This is a genomic window from Facilibium subflavum (assembly GCF_003574485.1).
Lineage (GTDB): Bacteria > Pseudomonadota > Gammaproteobacteria > Francisellales > Francisellaceae > Facilibium > Facilibium subflavum.
Window position 1 is genome coordinate 1 of record NZ_QLIT01000157.1, and the last position, 17690, is coordinate 17690.

Sequence of the window (17690 nt, forward strand, 5' to 3'; positions counted from 1 at the left end):
CATACTCGCCTTTACGTATTGCGTAGTGCTGATTTCAGGCATATGAAAACCTTGATCAGGTGCGACGATGGTATATTACGGGGCTCAATACCTTCACTCGCGTTGTGGCTGATAGACCGCCCTTACTACAGCTTCATAATGTTCGTTACCTTGCATTATGTGTAGTTCGGTTCCAGACTGGTGGCTAGCCTTTTTCTGGGCTGGATTGTCCAGCTTGATTGCCTTAGCTTTGCTTGGCGCACTCATTTTTAACCTCCTGCATTCGCTTTATTGCGATATCAAGCTCTTTTTTAGGTATCTTTTGTGTTTTTTCACAAAAACATGCAAGACTATTATCTTTTTACCTTCCACATAGCAATAAATACTTCTTGCAATTCCTTCAAGAGCTTTAGCTCTTAACTCAAACAAACCATCATTTAAAGCTTTGGTGTGTGGTTCACCTAAATTCGCGCCATGTGCTTCAACAAGCTCAAATAACCTAAGCATTTTCGCTTGTAGTTTAGCTGGAAGTTTTTAAACTTCTTTTTCAATTCCTGAGTAAAATTCCACACGCCAAGTCATTGGCTTTCTCACAATGTTTTGTTATCTTATATGATAACAAATAAATCGGAAATATCAACGTTGTTAATATGATTAACTGGTTCTACAGTAAATTGATAGCCTTTTGCTTAAGATCATCCAGATAGTCAGCCCAAATTTGCATCATTCTTATACGTTCTTCTAGATACTCAGCATGGTTATATGCTGCTTTTACAGAGTTACCCTCAACATGTGCAAGTTGCTTTTCAATAATATCACTGCTCCACTTGTATTGTGCAGCCATTTCGTGCAGACGTGTGCTTGCTATATGCCTAAAACCATGTATGCCCGCAACAGGGTTGTACTGACATAAACCACATGCTATCGCATAAGAAAATATCTGATTAAGAAAAATGATATTTTGGTGCCGGGAGAGAGACTCGAACTCTCACATCCTTTCGGATACCGGATTTTGAATCCGGCGCGTCTACCGATTTCACCACCCCGGCGAAGAAGTTGGGTTCATTCTAGCGAAAAATCCGCTGATGTCAATTGTTATTTGGCCTGAAATCGACAAAAATAGCCACCAAACTTACGAAGGTTAATAACACCAGTATCTAAGATTAAATATTGACCTTTAATACCCATAAGACAACCAGATACCGTTGGTAACTTATCCAGATTAAATGATTTTACTTTTGTTGGATATTCAATCACTGGGTAATGAATCTTGAGCTCTTGAGACTCAAGAAATGTGATAGATTCTGCACCATATTTTTGCTGGATCTGTGTTAGAAAATCCGCTTCGTGATGTAATAACTTCCCCTTGTAATAAAAAAGATCAACTTCATCAGGCTGCTTTTTTAACATCGTTTGCCAATGGGTTCTATCCGCAACATATTTTTTAAATTCAACCTCAATAACACCCGAAATCAATCGCTGATTAACTTTTAATATAGGCAAAGCCTGTGTCGCACCTTGGTCGATCCAGCGCATTGGTGTGTTCTTAAGCCGGGTAATGCCAACTTTAACCCCACCGGTATTTGCCAGATAGACAAAATGTGGCTGAAGGCAGTGTGCCTGCCCCCATTCAGGCATGCGACAAGTACCTTCATAATAATGGCATAGCTCAGGTTTAATAATACAGCTATCACACTCTGCTAAGGTTCGAAAGCAAACAAAGCAATAACCTTGATTAAAGCTTTTATTTGTCTTACGACCACAGGCAACACAGTGAATTTCATTCAAAAAAGTAATCTCGATAGACTTGCCAATGCAGTCATTCATATAGATAGGATCACCCTGATCCCGAGCAAGATAATATTGCGCTTGATGTGTATCATCAAGCGATGTTTTCATTTTTGATAAATGTAATTGACAATCAATCGACATCAGCTTCTGCCTGATATTCCTCAATTACAGATTGCGCATGTGCTTTAACCGTATCCCAGTCTACAGGGCCATTTTCATCAGCATAAGCAATAGGATCGACTTGACCAATCGTTAAAAAGGCTTCAATACGACCAATTGATGATGCTGATTTATAATCACTATAAACCACGCCATCATGTTCAACAGGAATATAAGAGGTAAACGTATGCTGATAAACCTTATTAAACTCAAGACCAAGTTCTTTACAGGCATTTAAGCCATCTTGTAAAACACTTGCCTTATCAACCGTAATATAAGGAAGATAATAGGTCACATCCTCAGCATCCCAATTACCGGCTAAAAATGCAGCATAATCCTTATCACGAAATTCTTGACGACAATCTGGATAAACCTGATGATCACCACCATGCACACCCATGGCGATAATAGCCGAGGTTTTTTTGGCCTGAGCAATCGATAAAGCAGAAGCTTGTATAATGGAGCTGAAAATTTTATTGCGATTGGGAACCACCGTCAAACGCATGTTATCTTCATGATAATGCCCTTCTGGTACATTTTCACCGCCACTGATAAGCGCTGAATGTAATAGCTCAGACAAACCATTTATCTCGATTTGTTGATGCGTTACCGCCAGGCCTTTTTCTTGTAAAAGCTTTACAACTTGTGCAGCCTTTTGTAATTCAATTTTATGTTTTTGCCCATAATCAAATGAAATCGCTGTAACATGATAATCATTGGCCAGTAATCTTAATAATAAAGAGGTTGAGTCCATCCCACCAGATAAAGATAATACAGCATAGCGCTTTTGTGACATAATTAAACTTCCTTCGTCTTGGTTGCAAATAGCCACATTATAAAAAAAACCCCTTACAAAGGCAAACTTAACTGATTATAAATACCCAACACCTTGCATGCCCATGCTCTTAAATATTATGTTTTACTTGTGATCGCAGGATAATTGCGATCAACACCAAAAGACTTATCATTTAACGCTGTATTAGCATGCTCTTTTTGATAAACATAGGTTTGTTGTATATTAATGCCTTGCCTGGCAGATTTTATTAAACATTTTGATGGTATTGACTGATTTATATTAAAAACAAAAACAGTAGCAAAACCCGCTAATATTAAAATCAGCAAAAACCAGTAAATGCGCATTTTTATCCTATTATATTGAAGTAAGGCCATACCGTTGATAAATACAAGACGGCTTTAAATAGTCATCACAAAATATTTCCGAGCGTCTTTCAACCTAAAAGTTAACTTAATGATATAATCTGAAAATATATTGTCAATAAATATTGCATTTTTTAATTTAAAAATTTATTGGTCTAAAATAAAGCAAACTAAAAATCTATTGCAACAGTACACAAATTCACCTATAGTGCTAACCATATGATGACAAACCGTGTGTGCAAAAATAAAAATAAGCAATGATTTATCGTGTTGAGAAATATTTAGATGGCTTTTCTACGTGTTTTCGCCAATGGAATGCAACAGATTCGCACTGTCGCTTTTTACATGGTTATGCTATTGCATTTAAGCTCCACTTTAAATCAACAACGCTTGATGTACATAACTGGGTCTGGGATTTTGGCTGGTTGAAAGACCAAAGCTTTCAGATAGATGGTATGACCACAAAACAATGGTTTTCTTACATGTTTGATCATACCGTTGTCTTAGCAGAAAATGATCCTGCATTAGAGCGATTTAAACAATTAGCACAAGATGGCATTATTCAATTAAGAACCGTCCCCTTTTTTAGCTGTGAAGGTATTGCTGAGTTCGTTTTAAAGACACTGTCTCCTATGATATCAAAAGCCAGCAATCAGCGCGCACAACTATATCGAGTTGATGTTTTAGAAAACAATAAGAATATGGCTTGTGCTGAGCAGGAAGAATGAATAACACACTACCTCGGATCACAGATTATCAAAGAATCTTACCTATCATTGAGGCCTACCCTTGTTTGCAAGGAGAAGGGACACGTCGCGGCCATCCAAGCTTTGCAGTTCGCACCACCGGTTGTACCCATCGATGTTACTTTGGAGATGATGGTGGCTGGTGTGATACCTGGTATTCAAGCATTCACGCAATAAAGGGCAAATTTTCTTTTGCTGATCTAATTTATTTATTTGATCAACACCCTAAGATTAAAGAAATTATGCTAACAGGCGGTTCTCCAACAATGCATCCAGCGATTATCAATGAAATTATGCATGTTGCCTCTAAGCGTGATTTTTTTGTAACATTAGAAACTGAAGGTTCTCATTTTGTAGCCACAGACCAACCTATTGATTTAATTAGCTTATCACCCAAATTTCAAAACACCACACCAAAGCTTAATGATAAAACGCCCATGGGGAAGCCTGTTGATCAAAAGATAATTGACCAACACCATAAATATCGCTTGAACCTTCCCGCGATAAAAGCCATGATTGACTATCATAAAGACTACCAGATAAAGCCTGTTTTTGATGGTAAAGCACAGACTCTGATAGAAATTAAAGCTTTTATCCAAACGCTTAATATTCCGAAACATAAAGTCTATCTTATGCCTGCAGGGGCAACACGTGAACAAATGATCCAACAATACCCCGTTGTTATTGAAGCTGCTTTACAACATGGATTTAATTTCACAGGTCGTGACCATATTATTGCTTTTGATAACAAGATTGGTGTGTGATTTTACCGATGATTATCTAAGTCATTTGAAGCAAACTGTATTCATGGTTATACTACATGCCAAAATAACCATATTTCCTATTTTATTATGTCAAAATCAAAGCACAAAAAAAGCTCTCAACGTTGGCTGGATGAGCATCATCATGATCATTACGTTGCCAAATCAAAAGCGCAAGGCTTTCGTTCACGTGCTGCCTATAAACTCATTGAACTTCAGGAAAAAGACAAACTATTCAAACCTGGCATGATTATTGTAGACTTAGGTGCTGCCCCTGGCGGCTGGTCTCAAATTCTCACCGATTTTGTTGGTGAAAAGGGTCGCGTATTTGCACTTGATATCCTGCCAATGGATCCGTTGCCTGGCGTTGAGTTCATTCAAGGTGATTTCACTGAGGATGAACCTTATGAAGCGCTGTTACATTTGACTGAAGGCCAAAAAATTAACTGGATTATCTCTGATATGGCACCCAATATGAGCGGGAATCGCACAACAGATCAAGCTACATCCATGCATCTGGTTGAACTTGCCCTTGATTTTGCAGACAATACCTTACCCAAAGGCGGAGGGTTTTTAGCAAAAGTTTTCCAAGGTGCAGGCTTTGATTCCTTTGTTCAGACAGTTAAAGACAGATTCACGAAAGTTGTTATCAGAAAACCAGATGCTTCACGTGATCGATCACGTGAAGTCTATGTTATTGGGTTTAATAAAAAATAATTTCTAAGCAGCTTTGGATTTTATAAGTTTTAGTGAAGACTCGCTCACCGCGCGCCATATACGACGCTCTGCTTTAAAGCGCTGTTTTAGCGATTTATAATGTGTTTTGAGCTGCGTTAATTGCAATGTATTGCATCGCTCTTTTTTAGCCGCCAAACAAGCTTGTTTGGCTTTTGCCCAGGCCTTAATACTATCAAATAATTCTTTATACTGTGTCTCAAGGCGCTTTTCTAATTCCATCACCGAAGCAATATAACGATTATCAAGGCGCTTTTTGCCTAACCGTGCCTGGATGTTTTTCATTTGCATCGTTGCTCTTGCCGCTTCAATAACAGGCTTTGGTGTAGATTTTAAATCATAAGCCCAACCAATTTTTGACGCTAAAAAAATCAACCACTTTGATGGATCAAAATCATACCATTTGACACCATTACGATAGTCCCCTGCATATTTGTGATGAAAATTATGGTAACCTTCACCATAGGTAACCAATGATAACAAGGGATTATCTCTTGCTGTGTTTTCATCTGAGTAACGTCGTTTACCCCAAATGTGTGCCAATGAATTAATGAAAAAAGTAAAATGGTGATTTAAGACTAATCTCAATAAACCTGCCAATAGTAAGCACCCACCTATACTGCCATACGTAGCACCAATAAGCATTGGTAGAATAGCGCACATAAAAATGGCCAATGGCACATAGTATCGATCTTGAAAGGCAACGATTTTATCTTTTTGCAAATCTGTCACATTTTCAACTCTTGACACTTTTTTCGGCAGCTTTCTTAACATCCAGGTAAAATGGCTATACCAAAAGCCCTTGGTCGCTGCATAAGGATCCATTTCTTTATCATCCACAAAACGATGATGTTTACGATGATCAGAAGACCATTTAATAATACTGTTTTGCAAGGCACCTGCACCAAAAAGCATAAAAAATATTTTCAATACGGCATTGGCTTTATAGGCACGATGTGACCAAAGCCTGTGATAACCTGCCGTAATAGATAGGCCGGTGGCGATCATGAAAAAACCAAACCAAAACCAGTCCGCTGCTGAAAAACCGTAGGTTATGGCATAGTAAGGAATAAAAATTACCGCTGCAATCGGTGTTAATGTTAAAACCAATACACTTTTTAAATCGATTGGCTCTTTTTTCGTCTTTTGCATTTTACCCTTCTTAGATTTTTATTAATAACGTCTATAACTACTGTTTACATATAGCCTATAGCTATCATATAACAGATGTGCCCGAAACACAAAGTTTATTTTTTGCACAACATTGTCGCATACACCGCGGCACCTTTGAGCCCCACATCTGTATTCATGACAACATATACAGGAATTTCCTGCATAAGCCCAGACATTCGACCCTTATCATGAAACATTTTCATAAATCGGCCATCTTGTATTTGTGAAATCAACTGTGGCGCAATTCCCCCTACGATATAAAGCCCTTGCTTAGGAAGCGTTGCTAAAGCCATATTGCCAGCTACAGCACCATAAACACGGATGAAAATATCAACGGCACGAAGCGCCATTGGGTCTCCTTTATCAATTGCATAATGCGTGATAAGCTTAGCTGGGTCAAGCCCTTTATGTATATCCCTTTTAAGCTCTGGAGACTCTGGTTGATTATAAAGTGGGTTCGCCACAACATATTTATAGATATTAACCAAACCAGGGCCACAGCAAATACGTTCGATTGAAACCCTGTGTAATCGTCTTTTTAAAAATTCAAACAACCCGATTTGCTCTTCATCAACCGGCGCAAAATCTTGGTGCCCTCCTTCACTTGGGTAAACAAAAGTTTGCGCTTTATGTTTTGTAACAAGCCCCATACCCAAGCCCGTTCCTGCACCAACCATGGCAATCGGTGCTGTTTTATCAATTTCTGCTTTTTGCAAACAGACAACATCCGTCTTATCAAGTGCGGATAAACCATAACCAATTGAAGCAAAATCATTGATTAGTTTCACTTTATCAGCTGGTAAGGTAAGCACCTTAGCTAGCTCTGTTTCCGTAATCCCCCAAGGCAGATTTGTAAACTCAATAGCACCATCTTTAACAGGACCTGCTACAGCCAAACAAGCTGCTTCAACCCTCTTTTTATCAAATTGGGATTCTTTTAAAAACTGATTAATAATATCTGATAGACTCTTAAATTCAACCGCAAGGTACTTCTTCGTAAATAAAACCTTAACGGTAGCATTTTGATGCTCAGTAATTTGCAAACGGGTATTTGTTCCCCCAACATCACCTGATAAAACGATCATAATATTAAACTTATCTCCTTTATATTAACCCACAATAGGTTTGGTGTCTCACATAAATTATGCAAGCTAAGCCTCAAGCACCTGGATGCACTCAGGCTTTCTTTAAAACCACGCGCCGATCATACCCTTTTTCAAGTCACCTGGCAATCACCAAACAATATGCTGTTTTAAATCATTTCATACGCAATATACCTCTTATCGCGCTTTTGGAAAATAGATATATTATGGTATATTGCCTTTATCAGCAAAAAGATAAAATAAACGGGTTACCATGCCAGTACGCACCTTTAATGAAATACACCCGAAAATTGCAAAATCGGCTTTTGTCGATTCAATGGCAACGGTTACAGGGAAAGTTGTTTTAAGCGAGCATGTCTCCATCTGGCCTAATGTCAGTATTCGTGGAGACCTTTTATCTATTAGCATTGGCAAAAACTCCAACGTGCAGGATAATACAGTTATTCATACCACTGAGTTTTTCGATCAGCCAGGACAAGGCTATGATGTTGTTATTGGTGAAGATGTCACTGTTGGCCATGGCGCAATTATTCATGGCTGTCATATTGGCAATCGTGTTTTAGTTGGCATGGGTGCTATTGTTTTAGATGGTGTGGTTGTAGAAGATGATGTTATTATTGGTGCCGGGACAGTCGTACCACCTGGAAAAAGACTTGAAACAGGCTATTTATACCTAGGGTCTCCAGCTAAATGCGCACGCAAAATTACCGAACAGGAAAAAGCACATATTATCAATAATGCACAAAATTACATTCAAACCAAAAACAAACATGCACAGGATGCAAAGCAATATGGCTATTAAGCATTTAAACTGGAGAGGCCTTTTTACTTTTGGCTTTGCAGTCATCTTATCAGGCTGCAGCACCATCGTATCCAAACAACCACTTACCCCTTCTAAAGCGCCTCAGAAAGCTTGGCATGACTATCAGCAAACTCTGCAAGACCTACAGTCCTGGCAGGCTTCTGGGGTTATCGGTGTTATCATAGATCAACAAGGAGAATCAGCAAACTTTATATGGAAACAGGATCATACAAAGTTCTGGCTGCAGCTTTATGGTCCTTTAGGGCTTGGTGCGACAACCTTCAGTGGTGATGACTCAGGCGTTGTTATAAAAAAAAGCAATGGTGATACCAAGCATGCAAAAACTTTACAAAGCCTGATGCAAGAAGAACTAGGCTGGCAAATTCCACTTAAAGGCCTATATTATTGGGCTAGAGGCTTATATGACCCTACCGCTACTTATCAATTACAATTGAATCAATACGGGCTTGCACAAAGTATCGATCAACAAGGCTGGCAAATCACATATAAAAATTATGCCTTGTTTGCCCGCAAATATCCACTGCCACAAAAAATCATTCTACGTTACAATACACTTAAATTAACTGCCGTTATTAAAGCATGGACATTCAATATAACAATACCAACGCCATAACATTACCTGCTTATGCAAAAATAAACTTGTTTTTACATATTGTTGGACAAAGACAAGATGGTTATCATTTACTACAAAGCTGGTTTCAATTTATCGATCTAAAAGACCAGCTTACTTTTCTGCCAACCAAAGATGATAACTTTAGCATTCAAAATAATATCATCATTACCAAGTTAACAGATAATTTAATTTTTAAGGCTGCACAACTAATTAAACCCTATGCTAAAAGACCTTGTGGGATTGAAGTGATACTTAATAAAAAAATCCCCATGGGTGCAGGGCTTGGCGGAGGCAGTGCAAATGCTGCAACTACCTTGATTGCATTAAATAAATTATGGCACTGTGACCTAGATCAAGCACAACTAATTACACTTGGCCAAAAACTTGGCGCTGATATACCCATTTTTATTTTCCAAAAAGCAGCCTGGGCTGAAGGTATTGGTGAAAAACTCACCTATAAACCTTACAAAGAGCAATATGCCCTGATTATCAAACCAAATTTTCATGCCTCAACTGCCTTATTGTTTCAACATCCAGCGTTAAATAAAAACCACCCTATATTGAATAGCGAAAGTATTGATGATCCTTTAGTTTTAGATAATGGCTTTTTACCTGTGATTCAATCTATACACCCAGAAATCTTTGCATTGTTTGAAAATATGCCGGACAAAGAAGCACTTCGATTAACAGGAACCGGCGCCTGTTTTTACCTTTTAAGCCCAGATTTTGACCGACTTCAACAAAATCGCAAAAAATTGAAAAAAGAAGTTGACAGTTGGATAGTAAAAACATTAAACTTTGCACCTGTCAAGGCGAGCTGATGCTGCAAAGCACTAGGCGCTAAGACTTCTCACTGGGCTGTCGCCAAGCGGTAAGGCAACGGGTTTTGATCCCGTCATGCGCAGGTTCGAATCCTGCCAGCCCAGCCATGAATGAAATTAATTCAGGTTTTCACTAACAGTTTGAGTATAGCTCAATTAACCGCACATTAAACGATGCTTTCCAAGATTGCAAGATTCATGGATAATTTGCTGCAAATATAACTGTTACCTATAGCAAATGGGAATAACTTTTTTACACTGAAATATAACCTATTATTCGTACAATCCGTTAAAACACATCTATAATCTATATATGCAAGCACTAATGGATGCACAGAATGATTAATCATATACTAGTGAGATATTACTGGCTTTTTGCTTTTATCGGATTAATCGCCTGTATCTATACATGGTATTTAGAGCTCAGCGGACAAATATACTCATGCCCTTACTGTCAAGTCCAACGCGCCATGCTTGGCATCCTATCATTGCTTGTACTCATCAAACCCATTTACCCAAGGTTATTTCTTTATATCAGCCTACCTGTCGCTATTTTTGGCATAGACATTGCAGGAGATCAGATTTTCTTTATTTATAAAAACGGCAACTTCCCTAATCTTAACTCAATGTTAGCTATAGGTGCATTTACGTTATTAGTTCTACTTGAAATTATTCTTGTATTACGTACAAAGCAAGCGCTTAAAAACAACCTTCATTAAACAGGGATCTTGTTCGCCCAAAGGTAAATTCGATCAAATACCCAGTTATAAATAAAGGCATAGATCAAAAAGAAGACAACAAACCCCATATCTAAAATAAAAGCATGCCATAAGCTCATATGAAGCCAAGCTGCAACCACCGGCAAAGTGGCAAATAAAAGGCCTGCTTCAAATAAAAAAGCGTGTGTAATTCGCATTACGACCGTACGCTTAAATCGCTCCCTACCAAGCTTGCCTTCAACATAGTCAAACCCATAGTTATAAATAAAATTCCAAAGCATCGCCATCAGTGAGAGGGTTAAACCCAATATGCCAATTTCAAATACGGCTTTATTCAAAATAATTGCAGTGATTGGCGCAAACAAAACAATGGCAATTAGCTCAAAACAAACCATGTGTACTAACCGTATACTAAAACTAAATCCTGTAACCTGCATCAATCACCTTAAAACACTCAGCGCATTATTTAATCAAGCATTATAACAAAACAGATTCATAATGCGATATTTTTCTCCATCAACCAAAACCTGATTAGTTTTTGCACTTTTATTGAAAACAATCACAAATAACGCTTTAATTTTTTTCAAAATTCGTTATATTTTGTAGCAAGCCAAAGCAAGATCTTATTTTAGGATGTATTCATGTCTGACCTGATGCTTTTTTGTGGTAATGCCAGCGCTGATTTAACCGAAGAAATCTCTCATTTTCTTGGTGTACAGGTTGGTCGTGCAACCGTTTCAAGCTTTAGTGATGGGGAAAGCCATATTGAAATTATTGATAACGTCCGTGGTCGTGACGTTTTTATCGTTCAATCAACCTGCCCTCCAACAAATAATCATATTATGGAGCTTATGTTTTTAACTGACGCACTTCGCCGCTCATCTGCTGGAAGAATCACCGCTGTATTGCCTTACTTTGGTTATGCACGACAAGACAGACGCGTGCGCTCATCTCGTGTGCCAATCTCTGCACGTGTGATCGCTGATATGCTTACTGGTGTTGGAATTGACCGACTACTTACTGTTGATATTCACGCTGAACAGATCCAAGGTTTTTTTAACATACCGCTAGATAATGTCTATGGCACACCAATCTTATTAGACTATATTCGCTCCCAACGCCTTAAAAACCCAATGGTTGTATCACCAGATGTTGGTGGCGTTGTTCGTGCACGTGCTTTAGCTAAAGCGCTTAATACTGAGCTTGCCATCATTGACAAACGCAGACAGAAAGCTAATGAGTCAGAAGTCATGAACATTATCGGTGATGTGAAAGGACGTCATTGTTTAATCGTAGATGATATCGTGGATACGGCAGGAACACTGTGCAAAGCAGCCAATGCATTAATCGAACATGGCGCCCAGAAAGTCTCTGCTTACTGCGTGCATCCAGTGTTATCCGGCAAAGCTATCCATAATATTGAGACTTCCGTCTTGGAAGAGCTTGTCGTTACGAACTCTATTCCACTTCATGCTGAAGCAGCCAAATGCAAAAAAATTAAAACACTATCATTGGCACCTATGTTATCTGAAGCAATCCGTCGTACAAATAATGAAGAATCCATTAGCTTAATGTTTAATGAGATTAATTTATAAATAAATCTGATCGCAGAAATATAGTTAAATTTCACGCAAAAAAATTCCCTTTTTGTCTCTATTTTGCTAAAATCCCTTGTCCGGTATTATTAGGGTCGCATAATGATACGGGATTAATCATAAATAAAATAAAATGAAAAGGATAAAAAAATGACAGAATTTACCTTACAAGCACAAAAGAAATCAGAGAAAGGTACTGGTGCGAGCCGCCGCCTTAGAAGAGCGGGTAAAATCCCTGCTATCATCTATGGCAATAATAGTGATGCGGTATCAGTCACACTAGATCACGACAAAGTATTGCATGCAAGCCAAGAAAAAGCTTTTTATGATGCTACAATCACAATTGATATTGAAGGCACAACAGAAAGCGTCAAAATCAAAGCACTTCAACGTCACCCTTTTAAACCTAAATTAATTCATGTTGATTTCGTTCGTGTTTAATTCCATCTAACAGTATCTCTACATGCAGTAAGCAATTACTGCTATTCTCTTAAAGCTTTATAACAAAGCCATCTTATAAAACATTTGCTTTAATCCACCAGGCTTTACCTAATTTAAAATAGCACTTACAAAACAAAAATCACTATAAAATCATTTACAGCAAGTATACAATAATATCAATGCTTAAAACCAGCATGTAAGTAATGTGCGCAAAATTATCCATATAGATTTAGATTACTTCTATGCACAAGTAGAAGAAAAGGAAAATCCAACGTTAGTTGGCAAGCCTGTTGCTATCGGTGGAAGTGATAAAAATCGGGGCGTATTAGCCACATGTAATTATATTGCAAGAAGATATGGCCTCCACTCCGCCATGCCGACAAGTCAGGCGCGAAAAAAATGCCCAAATCTCATTTTATTACCTGTTGACATGCCAAAATATAAAGCCATTTCACAACAAATAAAACATATATTTCTTCGATTTACACCACTTGTTGAACCGCTATCATTGGATGAGGCGTACTTGGATGTCTCCAATGTACAAGATCATGATAACAGCGCTACTTTAATTGCCCAGCAAATCCGTCAAGAAATACGCTCACAAACTGGTCTCACCGCTTCTGCCGGTGTCGCACCTAACAAGCTTTTAGCAAAAATTGCCAGTGACATCAATAAACCCGATGGACTTTATACTATCCCTCCTCAAAACATTCAAACGTTTATCCATGATTTACCAGTAAAGAAACTGTTTGGTGTCGGGAAGGTCACACAAGAAAAGCTTAAATCCATGGGCATTGAGCTTTGCTGGCAATTACAACAATATGACAAGACGGCCTTGGTACAGCAATTTGGCAAATTTGGCCATGATCTTTATGATTATTGCCGCGGCCAGGATAAACGTGAAGTTATGGCAAAACGATTACCTAAATCAATCGCTGTTGAGCAAACTTATCCTCAGGATTTAGCCGCATTCGATGCCTGTATCGCACAAATTAGTGTTCTTTATCAAAAGCTTATTTTGCGAATTAACACAAATCAACAACAAGCAAAAATACATGGCATTGGCATCAAGTTAACCGATTTTCAATTTAAGAAATACTCAATCACACGGCAAAGCACACAGTATTCACAAGACTTATTTATCGTGCTATTTAAAACATTATATGACAGAATTAATAAGCGCCCTATCAGACTTATTGGTCTTTATGTCAGGGTTGGGAGCAATGAAGATAAACAAATCCCTTTATTGATCTAAAGCATAAATTCATGTATAACAGCATTTTTGTAAATAAAAATTTAAAAATACGACCTGATGTCAAAAATTCGCTTAATTGCAGGTCTTGGTAATATCGGCCAAGAATATGAAGGTACACGCCACAATGCCGGTGAATGGTTTTTGCATAAACTTGCTGATGAATTAGCCATTGACATGAATTTACAAACAAAGTTTCATGGGTTTGTTGGCCAATTTATATATCAAGGGCAAAAGTGCTTTTTGCTATACCCAAATACTTATATGAATAAAAGTGGACTTGCTGTGGCAAGGCTTGCAAATTTTTATAAAATCACACCACAAGAGATTCTTGTTGCGCATGATGAGCTTGATTTACCCTGCGGTCAATTGCGGTTAAAAAAATCAGGTGGACATGGCGGGCATAATGGGTTACGTGATATTGAAGCACAGCTAGGTAGCCGTGATTTTTATCGACTTCGTATTGGCATCGGGCATCCAGGCCATCAAAGCAAAGTGGTCAGCTATGTACTGAACAAACCGTCTTTAGAAAATAAAATTGAGATTGATCAAGCCATAGATCGTGCGATTTTTTATATAGACGATATAATACAGGGCAACCATCAAATGGTGATGAATAAGCTTCACCAGAAAAAATAAGTGTAAGGATTATTATTATGGGTTTTAAATGTGGTATTGTTGGCTTGCCTAATGTCGGTAAATCAACACTTTTTAATGCGTTGACAAAAGCAGGTATCCAGGCAGAGAACTATTCATTTTGCACGATTGAACCAAATGTTGGTGTTGTAAGCGTCCCAGATCCAAGGCTTGCACAATTAACCGATATTGTTAAACCACAAAAAGTGATTCCAGCGACCATGGAATTTGTTGATATTGCAGGTCTTGTTGCTGGTGCGTCAAAAGGTGAAGGTTTAGGCAATAAGTTCTTGGCGAATATCCGGGAAACTGAGGCCATTGCCCATGTTATTCGCTGCTTTGAAAATGATGATATAATGCACGTTGCTGGAAAAATAGACCCTATCGATGACATTCAAACCATTAATACTGAGCTTTTATTAGCAGATATCGAATCTGTTGATAAAGCCATTTTACGACTACAGAAAATTGCCAAAAGCGGCAATAAAGAAGCCAAAGCGCAGCATGACATGTACATAGCGCTTAAATCGCATTTGGAAAGTGAAAAGCCTGCTAGAAGCTTTGCATTTAATGATGATCAAAAACATTGGATAAAGCAAACACCACTTTTAACCAATAAACCGACGCTTTACATCGCCAATGTAGATGAAAACGGGTTTGACAATAATCCTCTTTTAGAACGTGTTGTTCAATTTGCACAGCAGGACAATGCTGATGTTGTCCCTGTTTGTGCAGCGATTGAGTCTGAAATTGCCGAATTAGATGATGAGGAGAAAATTGAGTTCCTGGCTGATATCGGTTTAAGTGAACCTGGCCTTAATCGTGTTATTCGTGCCGGTTATAAACTCTTAAACTTGCAGACTTATTTTACTGCAGGTGTTAAAGAGGTTCGCGCCTGGACAATCCCTGTGGGTGCAACAGCTCCACAAGCTGCTGGGAAAATCCACACCGACTTTGAACGTGGCTTTATCCGCGCTGAGGTAATAAGCTTTAACGATTATATCACCAACCAAGGTGAAAAAGGAGCAAAAGAAGCTGGTAAAGCCCGCCTTGAAGGTAAAGAATACACCGTACAAGACGGCGATGTTATTCACTTTAGATTTAATGTATAGTGAGCTTCACACAAACTTAAGCTTTTTTCACAAACTCTGATTTCAATTTCATTGCACCAACACCAGTAATCTTACAGTCGATGTTATGGTCTCCTGAGACTAAACGAATATTTTTCACCTTGGTGCCAACCTTAACAACACTTGAGCTTCCTTTTATTTTAAGGTCTTTAATCACGGTAACACTATCACCATCTTGCAATACATTACCATAAGCATCATGCACAAGCTGACCATCATCGCCTAAAGCAATATCATTTTTATCCCATTCATGTGCGCATTCTGGGCAAATATAGAGTGCACCATCTTCATAAGTATACGTTGAATGGCATTTCGGACAGGGTGGTAAATTATGCATTATATTCCTCGCATTAAAAGTTTATTACCACTTTACGGGAATAATATTAAAAAGGCCAGTCACACTTTTATAAACAGGTTGTAAAAGTTTATTTTTCAGCCCTTATTTTTGCGAGTTTTGTCTTCATGCCAAAATAAAGCTTCATCTGAATAAAAATACCACCAATAGTAAAAATGAGTGCTAAAACAACAATCCAGAAATAACCGATACTTGACGCAATAACACCGGCAACAAATGCACTAATAAGACTTGCCAATGCCGTTGCCCCATTTAAAAGCCCTAAAGACTCACCTTGCGCCATGTCCGTTAATTTAGGAGAGATTGCCAGGCCAATGACAATCAAAGGTGACCATGCAATTGGCAGTAATATAAAAAAGATGGGAACCAGCAGCACAACAACTCCTGTTTGTGACATTAATGCCAACAGCGTCAATCCTAATAAAGACACCAAACACATAAAAGACCCTGTTAATAGTACATGCATCTCACCCACCTTTTTAGCAACTGTACCTGCCAAAGGATAAGCCAGTATCCCAATACCCGCCCCAATACCATAATAAAGCGAGGAAAGGCTTGCATGCACATCATAAACATGCAGCATAAACAATGGATATAGGTTGTAAATAAGCCAGTTACCCATCATAATCATAAACCAGCCGATAATGTGAAAAACAAATGGATAGGCTCTAGGTGATGCTAATTTTTTAAAACTTGAAAATTTAAATCGCTGCCAATATGTCAATAAAGACGCTAAAGCACGTGTATGGTGGCGATAATACCCGGCCAATATAGGTTTTGAAACCGTTGATCTATTTTGTATTTTTGGTAAACCCTTAATCCCAAAGTAAACGCCAGGGATCATTAAAACTGCGCATATAACCATCCCTGATGCTGGTGAGAATACCAAAGCAACTGCCAACAAAAGACCCACGAACTGACCTGTACCATAGGTTGTCTGTAAAAAACCCATTCGTGCATCCCACTGACTTTTATCGTGAAATTCCACAATATACATACCACTGACCGTATTGGTTGCCGCAATGCCAAGGCCGATTAAAAAAGCCATTAGCATCCACAGAAACGTCGTGCTAACAAATGGAAATAATAAGGCGCCAAAACCAATTAACACATAACCGGCAAGATACACAAAACGGTGCATCTGAAACCTGTCAGTTATTTGACCAATCAGTGGGGCAAATAATTGCGCAAAATAAAAAGCAGCAACAACAAGCCCTGCTGCATAGGCACTTTGATATTGACCCACAATAAGTGGTAAGAGGATCGGTGCTAAACCAAGCCCAACAACACCTTGAAAGGGAGTATTGAAATAACTGTGTAAATTCTTTCATAGGTTATAATGGTTAAAACGTATAATCTAAGGACGAAAGATGAAAAACAAAGAACAAAACAAAGCATTAGATCAAGCGCTTGATCTCATTGTCGAATCAGGTGCTGATTTATCCAATCTATTTAAATCAGATGGCGTATTGAAGCAATTAACCAAAGGTCTGGTTGAACGTGCTTTACAAGGTGAACTAAAGGCGCATCTTGGTTATGACAGGCATGAACGTAGCGATTCTGCTAATGCACGTAACGGCACGGCACGAAAAAGCGTAATAACAGAAGATGGCCTATTGGAAATTGATGTGCCTCGTGATCGCTCAGGTGAATTTGATCCTGTACTTGTTCCCAAGCGAAGCACGCGGATTGAAGGTTTG

General features: G+C 38.5%; 24 protein-coding genes and 2 tRNA genes. 14 read left to right on the plus strand and 12 right to left on the minus strand.

Annotated elements, in window-relative coordinates; translation table 11 throughout:
* Positions 1–93: 93 nt before the first annotated feature.
* The 7 genes from DNK84_RS14365 to DNK84_RS09485 form a co-directional block, all read right to left on the minus strand.
* Entirely contained in the window at positions 94–246 is a 153-nt protein-coding gene (locus DNK84_RS14365) for a hypothetical protein (RefSeq protein WP_162902112.1), read from the minus strand.
* Between the two features lie 21 nt (positions 247–267).
* A complete protein-coding gene (locus DNK84_RS14825) occupies positions 268–486 on the minus strand; it encodes a type II toxin-antitoxin system RelE/ParE family toxin (protein WP_235826878.1) in 219 nt (72 codons plus the stop codon).
* A gap of 157 nt (positions 487–643) precedes the next feature.
* Positions 644–823: a hypothetical protein gene (locus DNK84_RS09465; protein WP_208123296.1), complete on the minus strand. Its 180-nt coding sequence runs from the start codon at positions 821–823 to the stop codon at positions 644–646.
* Positions 824–941: 118 nt separating this feature from the next.
* Positions 942–1028 (minus strand) — tRNA-Leu (locus DNK84_RS09470).
* A 46-nt stretch (positions 1029–1074) separates the two neighbouring features.
* Positions 1075–1905, minus strand: a complete 831-nt coding sequence (locus DNK84_RS09475; RefSeq protein ID WP_162902355.1) for a DUF2797 domain-containing protein — start codon at positions 1903–1905, stop codon at positions 1075–1077.
* Entirely contained in the window at positions 1901–2725 is an 825-nt protein-coding gene (locus DNK84_RS09480; RefSeq protein WP_119344283.1) for a 7-cyano-7-deazaguanine synthase, read from the minus strand. The genes DNK84_RS09475 and DNK84_RS09480 overlap by 5 nt, the downstream gene beginning before the upstream one ends.
* A 116-nt stretch (positions 2726–2841) precedes the next feature.
* Complete coding sequence (locus DNK84_RS09485) at positions 2842–3069, minus strand: hypothetical protein (RefSeq protein WP_119344284.1); 228 nt, start codon at positions 3067–3069, stop codon at positions 2842–2844.
* A gap of 275 nt (positions 3070–3344) precedes the next feature.
* On the opposite strand from DNK84_RS09485, the gene DNK84_RS09490 reads away from it, so the two are divergent.
* From DNK84_RS09490 to rlmE, 3 genes are all read left to right on the plus strand, one after another.
* Positions 3345–3815 (plus strand): 6-pyruvoyl trahydropterin synthase family protein, encoded by a 471-nt coding sequence (locus tag DNK84_RS09490; protein ID WP_119344285.1) that lies wholly within the window; start codon positions 3345–3347, stop codon positions 3813–3815.
* Positions 3812–4597 (plus strand): 7-carboxy-7-deazaguanine synthase QueE, encoded by a 786-nt coding sequence (locus DNK84_RS09495; RefSeq protein ID WP_119344286.1) that lies wholly within the window; start codon positions 3812–3814, stop codon positions 4595–4597. The genes DNK84_RS09490 and DNK84_RS09495 overlap by 4 nt, the downstream gene beginning before the upstream one ends.
* A gap of 87 nt (positions 4598–4684) precedes the next feature.
* Positions 4685–5311, plus strand: a complete 627-nt coding sequence (gene rlmE / locus DNK84_RS09500; RefSeq protein WP_119344287.1) for a 23S rRNA (uridine(2552)-2'-O)-methyltransferase RlmE — start codon at positions 4685–4687, stop codon at positions 5309–5311.
* A 3-nt stretch (positions 5312–5314) separates the two neighbouring features.
* Here rlmE and DNK84_RS09505 read toward each other — a convergent pair whose 3' ends face one another.
* Together DNK84_RS09505 and DNK84_RS09510 are read right to left on the minus strand one after the other, a co-directional pair.
* Complete coding sequence (locus DNK84_RS09505; protein ID WP_119344288.1) at positions 5315–6481, minus strand: acyl-CoA desaturase; 1167 nt, start codon at positions 6479–6481, stop codon at positions 5315–5317.
* Between the two features lie 95 nt (positions 6482–6576).
* On the minus strand, positions 6577–7587 hold the full coding sequence (locus DNK84_RS09510; RefSeq protein ID WP_119344289.1) for a glucokinase: 1011 nt from the start codon (positions 7585–7587) through the stop codon (positions 6577–6579).
* A 271-nt stretch (positions 7588–7858) separates the two neighbouring features.
* On the opposite strand from DNK84_RS09510, the gene DNK84_RS09515 reads away from it, so the two are divergent.
* From DNK84_RS09515 to DNK84_RS09535, 5 genes are all read left to right on the plus strand, one after another.
* Entirely contained in the window at positions 7859–8407 is a 549-nt protein-coding gene (locus DNK84_RS09515) for a gamma carbonic anhydrase family protein (RefSeq protein ID WP_119344290.1), read from the plus strand.
* Complete coding sequence (lolB, locus tag DNK84_RS09520) at positions 8397–9041, plus strand: lipoprotein insertase outer membrane protein LolB (protein ID WP_162902352.1); 645 nt, start codon at positions 8397–8399, stop codon at positions 9039–9041. Before DNK84_RS09515 ends, lolB begins: the two co-directional genes overlap by 11 nt.
* Positions 9008–9862, plus strand: coding sequence for a 4-(cytidine 5'-diphospho)-2-C-methyl-D-erythritol kinase (gene ispE, locus DNK84_RS09525; protein WP_119344292.1), 855 nt, complete (start codon positions 9008–9010; stop codon positions 9860–9862). The genes lolB and ispE overlap by 34 nt, the downstream gene beginning before the upstream one ends.
* A 33-nt stretch (positions 9863–9895) precedes the next feature.
* A tRNA-Gln gene (locus tag DNK84_RS09530) sits at positions 9896–9970 on the plus strand.
* A gap of 230 nt (positions 9971–10200) precedes the next feature.
* Complete coding sequence (locus tag DNK84_RS09535) at positions 10201–10581, plus strand: disulfide bond formation protein B (protein ID WP_162902353.1); 381 nt, start codon at positions 10201–10203, stop codon at positions 10579–10581.
* On the opposite strand, the gene DNK84_RS09540 is transcribed toward DNK84_RS09535, so the two are convergent.
* Positions 10578–11018 carry a PACE efflux transporter gene (locus tag DNK84_RS09540; RefSeq protein ID WP_119344294.1) on the minus strand — a complete coding sequence of 147 codons (441 nt, stop codon included), beginning with the start codon at positions 11016–11018 and terminating at the stop codon, positions 10578–10580. The two genes, DNK84_RS09535 and DNK84_RS09540, sit on opposite strands and share 4 nt — an antisense overlap.
* Positions 11019–11222: 204 nt before the next feature.
* Between DNK84_RS09540 and DNK84_RS09545 the strand changes: the two genes are divergently transcribed.
* From DNK84_RS09545 to ychF, 5 genes are all read left to right on the plus strand, one after another.
* Entirely contained in the window at positions 11223–12176 is a 954-nt protein-coding gene (locus DNK84_RS09545) for a ribose-phosphate pyrophosphokinase (protein WP_119344295.1), read from the plus strand.
* A 150-nt stretch (positions 12177–12326) separates the two neighbouring features.
* Positions 12327–12617 carry a 50S ribosomal protein L25 gene (rplY, locus tag DNK84_RS09550; RefSeq protein ID WP_119344296.1) on the plus strand — a complete coding sequence of 97 codons (291 nt, stop codon included), beginning with the start codon at positions 12327–12329 and terminating at the stop codon, positions 12615–12617.
* Positions 12618–12822: 205 nt separating this feature from the next.
* A complete protein-coding gene (dinB, locus tag DNK84_RS09555) occupies positions 12823–13872 on the plus strand; it encodes a DNA polymerase IV (protein ID WP_119344297.1) in 1050 nt (349 codons plus the stop codon).
* 57 nt (positions 13873–13929) lie between these two features.
* Complete coding sequence (pth, locus tag DNK84_RS09560; RefSeq protein ID WP_119344298.1) at positions 13930–14508, plus strand: aminoacyl-tRNA hydrolase; 579 nt, start codon at positions 13930–13932, stop codon at positions 14506–14508.
* 17 nt (positions 14509–14525) lie between these two features.
* Positions 14526–15617, plus strand: coding sequence for a redox-regulated ATPase YchF (ychF, locus tag DNK84_RS09565; RefSeq protein ID WP_119344299.1), 1092 nt, complete (start codon positions 14526–14528; stop codon positions 15615–15617).
* Between the two features lie 16 nt (positions 15618–15633).
* Here ychF and DNK84_RS09570 read toward each other — a convergent pair whose 3' ends face one another.
* Positions 15634–15972: a zinc ribbon domain-containing protein YjdM gene (locus DNK84_RS09570; protein WP_119344300.1), complete on the minus strand. Its 339-nt coding sequence runs from the start codon at positions 15970–15972 to the stop codon at positions 15634–15636.
* Positions 15973–16060: 88 nt separating this feature from the next.
* Positions 16061–17254, minus strand: coding sequence for an MFS transporter (locus tag DNK84_RS09575; protein ID WP_119344301.1), 1194 nt, complete (start codon positions 17252–17254; stop codon positions 16061–16063).
* Between the two features lie 106 nt (positions 17255–17360).
* Between DNK84_RS09575 and DNK84_RS09580 the strand changes: the two genes are divergently transcribed.
* The coding region (locus tag DNK84_RS09580) for a transposase (RefSeq protein WP_208123235.1) at positions 17361–17690 on the plus strand (330 nt) is incomplete at its 3' end.

Excerpts from the sequence above, each read along its gene's own strand:
- DNK84_RS09545 (WP_119344295.1), top strand. The coding sequence starts at position 11,223 with ATGTCTGACCTGATGCTTTTTTGTGGTAATGCCAGCGCTGATTTAACC.
- rlmE (WP_119344287.1), top strand. The coding sequence starts at position 4,685 with ATGTCAAAATCAAAGCACAAAAAAAGCTCTCAACGTTGGCTGGATGAG.
- DNK84_RS09540 (WP_119344294.1), bottom strand. The coding sequence starts at position 11,018 with ATGCAGGTTACAGGATTTAGTTTTAGTATACGGTTAGTACACATGGTT.
- lolB (WP_162902352.1), top strand. The coding sequence starts at position 8,397 with ATGGCTATTAAGCATTTAAACTGGAGAGGCCTTTTTACTTTTGGCTTT.
- ychF (WP_119344299.1), top strand. The coding sequence starts at position 14,526 with ATGGGTTTTAAATGTGGTATTGTTGGCTTGCCTAATGTCGGTAAATCA.
- DNK84_RS09480 (WP_119344283.1), bottom strand. The coding sequence starts at position 2,725 with ATGTCACAAAAGCGCTATGCTGTATTATCTTTATCTGGTGGGATGGAC.
- DNK84_RS14365 (WP_162902112.1), bottom strand. The coding sequence starts at position 246 with ATGAGTGCGCCAAGCAAAGCTAAGGCAATCAAGCTGGACAATCCAGCC.
- rplY (WP_119344296.1), top strand. The coding sequence starts at position 12,327 with ATGACAGAATTTACCTTACAAGCACAAAAGAAATCAGAGAAAGGTACT.
- DNK84_RS09515 (WP_119344290.1), top strand. The coding sequence starts at position 7,859 with ATGCCAGTACGCACCTTTAATGAAATACACCCGAAAATTGCAAAATCG.
- DNK84_RS09465 (WP_208123296.1), bottom strand. The coding sequence starts at position 823 with ATGGCTGCACAATACAAGTGGAGCAGTGATATTATTGAAAAGCAACTT.
- DNK84_RS09570 (WP_119344300.1), bottom strand. The coding sequence starts at position 15,972 with ATGCATAATTTACCACCCTGTCCGAAATGCCATTCAACGTATACTTAT.
- DNK84_RS09485 (WP_119344284.1), bottom strand. The coding sequence starts at position 3,069 with ATGCGCATTTACTGGTTTTTGCTGATTTTAATATTAGCGGGTTTTGCT.
- DNK84_RS09495 (WP_119344286.1), top strand. The coding sequence starts at position 3,812 with ATGAATAACACACTACCTCGGATCACAGATTATCAAAGAATCTTACCT.
- DNK84_RS09535 (WP_162902353.1), top strand. The coding sequence starts at position 10,201 with ATGATTAATCATATACTAGTGAGATATTACTGGCTTTTTGCTTTTATC.
- DNK84_RS14825 (WP_235826878.1), bottom strand. The coding sequence starts at position 486 with ATGCTTAGGTTATTTGAGCTTGTTGAAGCACATGGCGCGAATTTAGGT.
- pth (WP_119344298.1), top strand. The coding sequence starts at position 13,930 with ATGTCAAAAATTCGCTTAATTGCAGGTCTTGGTAATATCGGCCAAGAA.
- DNK84_RS09490 (WP_119344285.1), top strand. The coding sequence starts at position 3,345 with ATGATTTATCGTGTTGAGAAATATTTAGATGGCTTTTCTACGTGTTTT.
- DNK84_RS09510 (WP_119344289.1), bottom strand. The coding sequence starts at position 7,587 with ATGATCGTTTTATCAGGTGATGTTGGGGGAACAAATACCCGTTTGCAA.
- ispE (WP_119344292.1), top strand. The coding sequence starts at position 9,008 with ATGGACATTCAATATAACAATACCAACGCCATAACATTACCTGCTTAT.
- DNK84_RS09505 (WP_119344288.1), bottom strand. The coding sequence starts at position 6,481 with ATGCAAAAGACGAAAAAAGAGCCAATCGATTTAAAAAGTGTATTGGTT.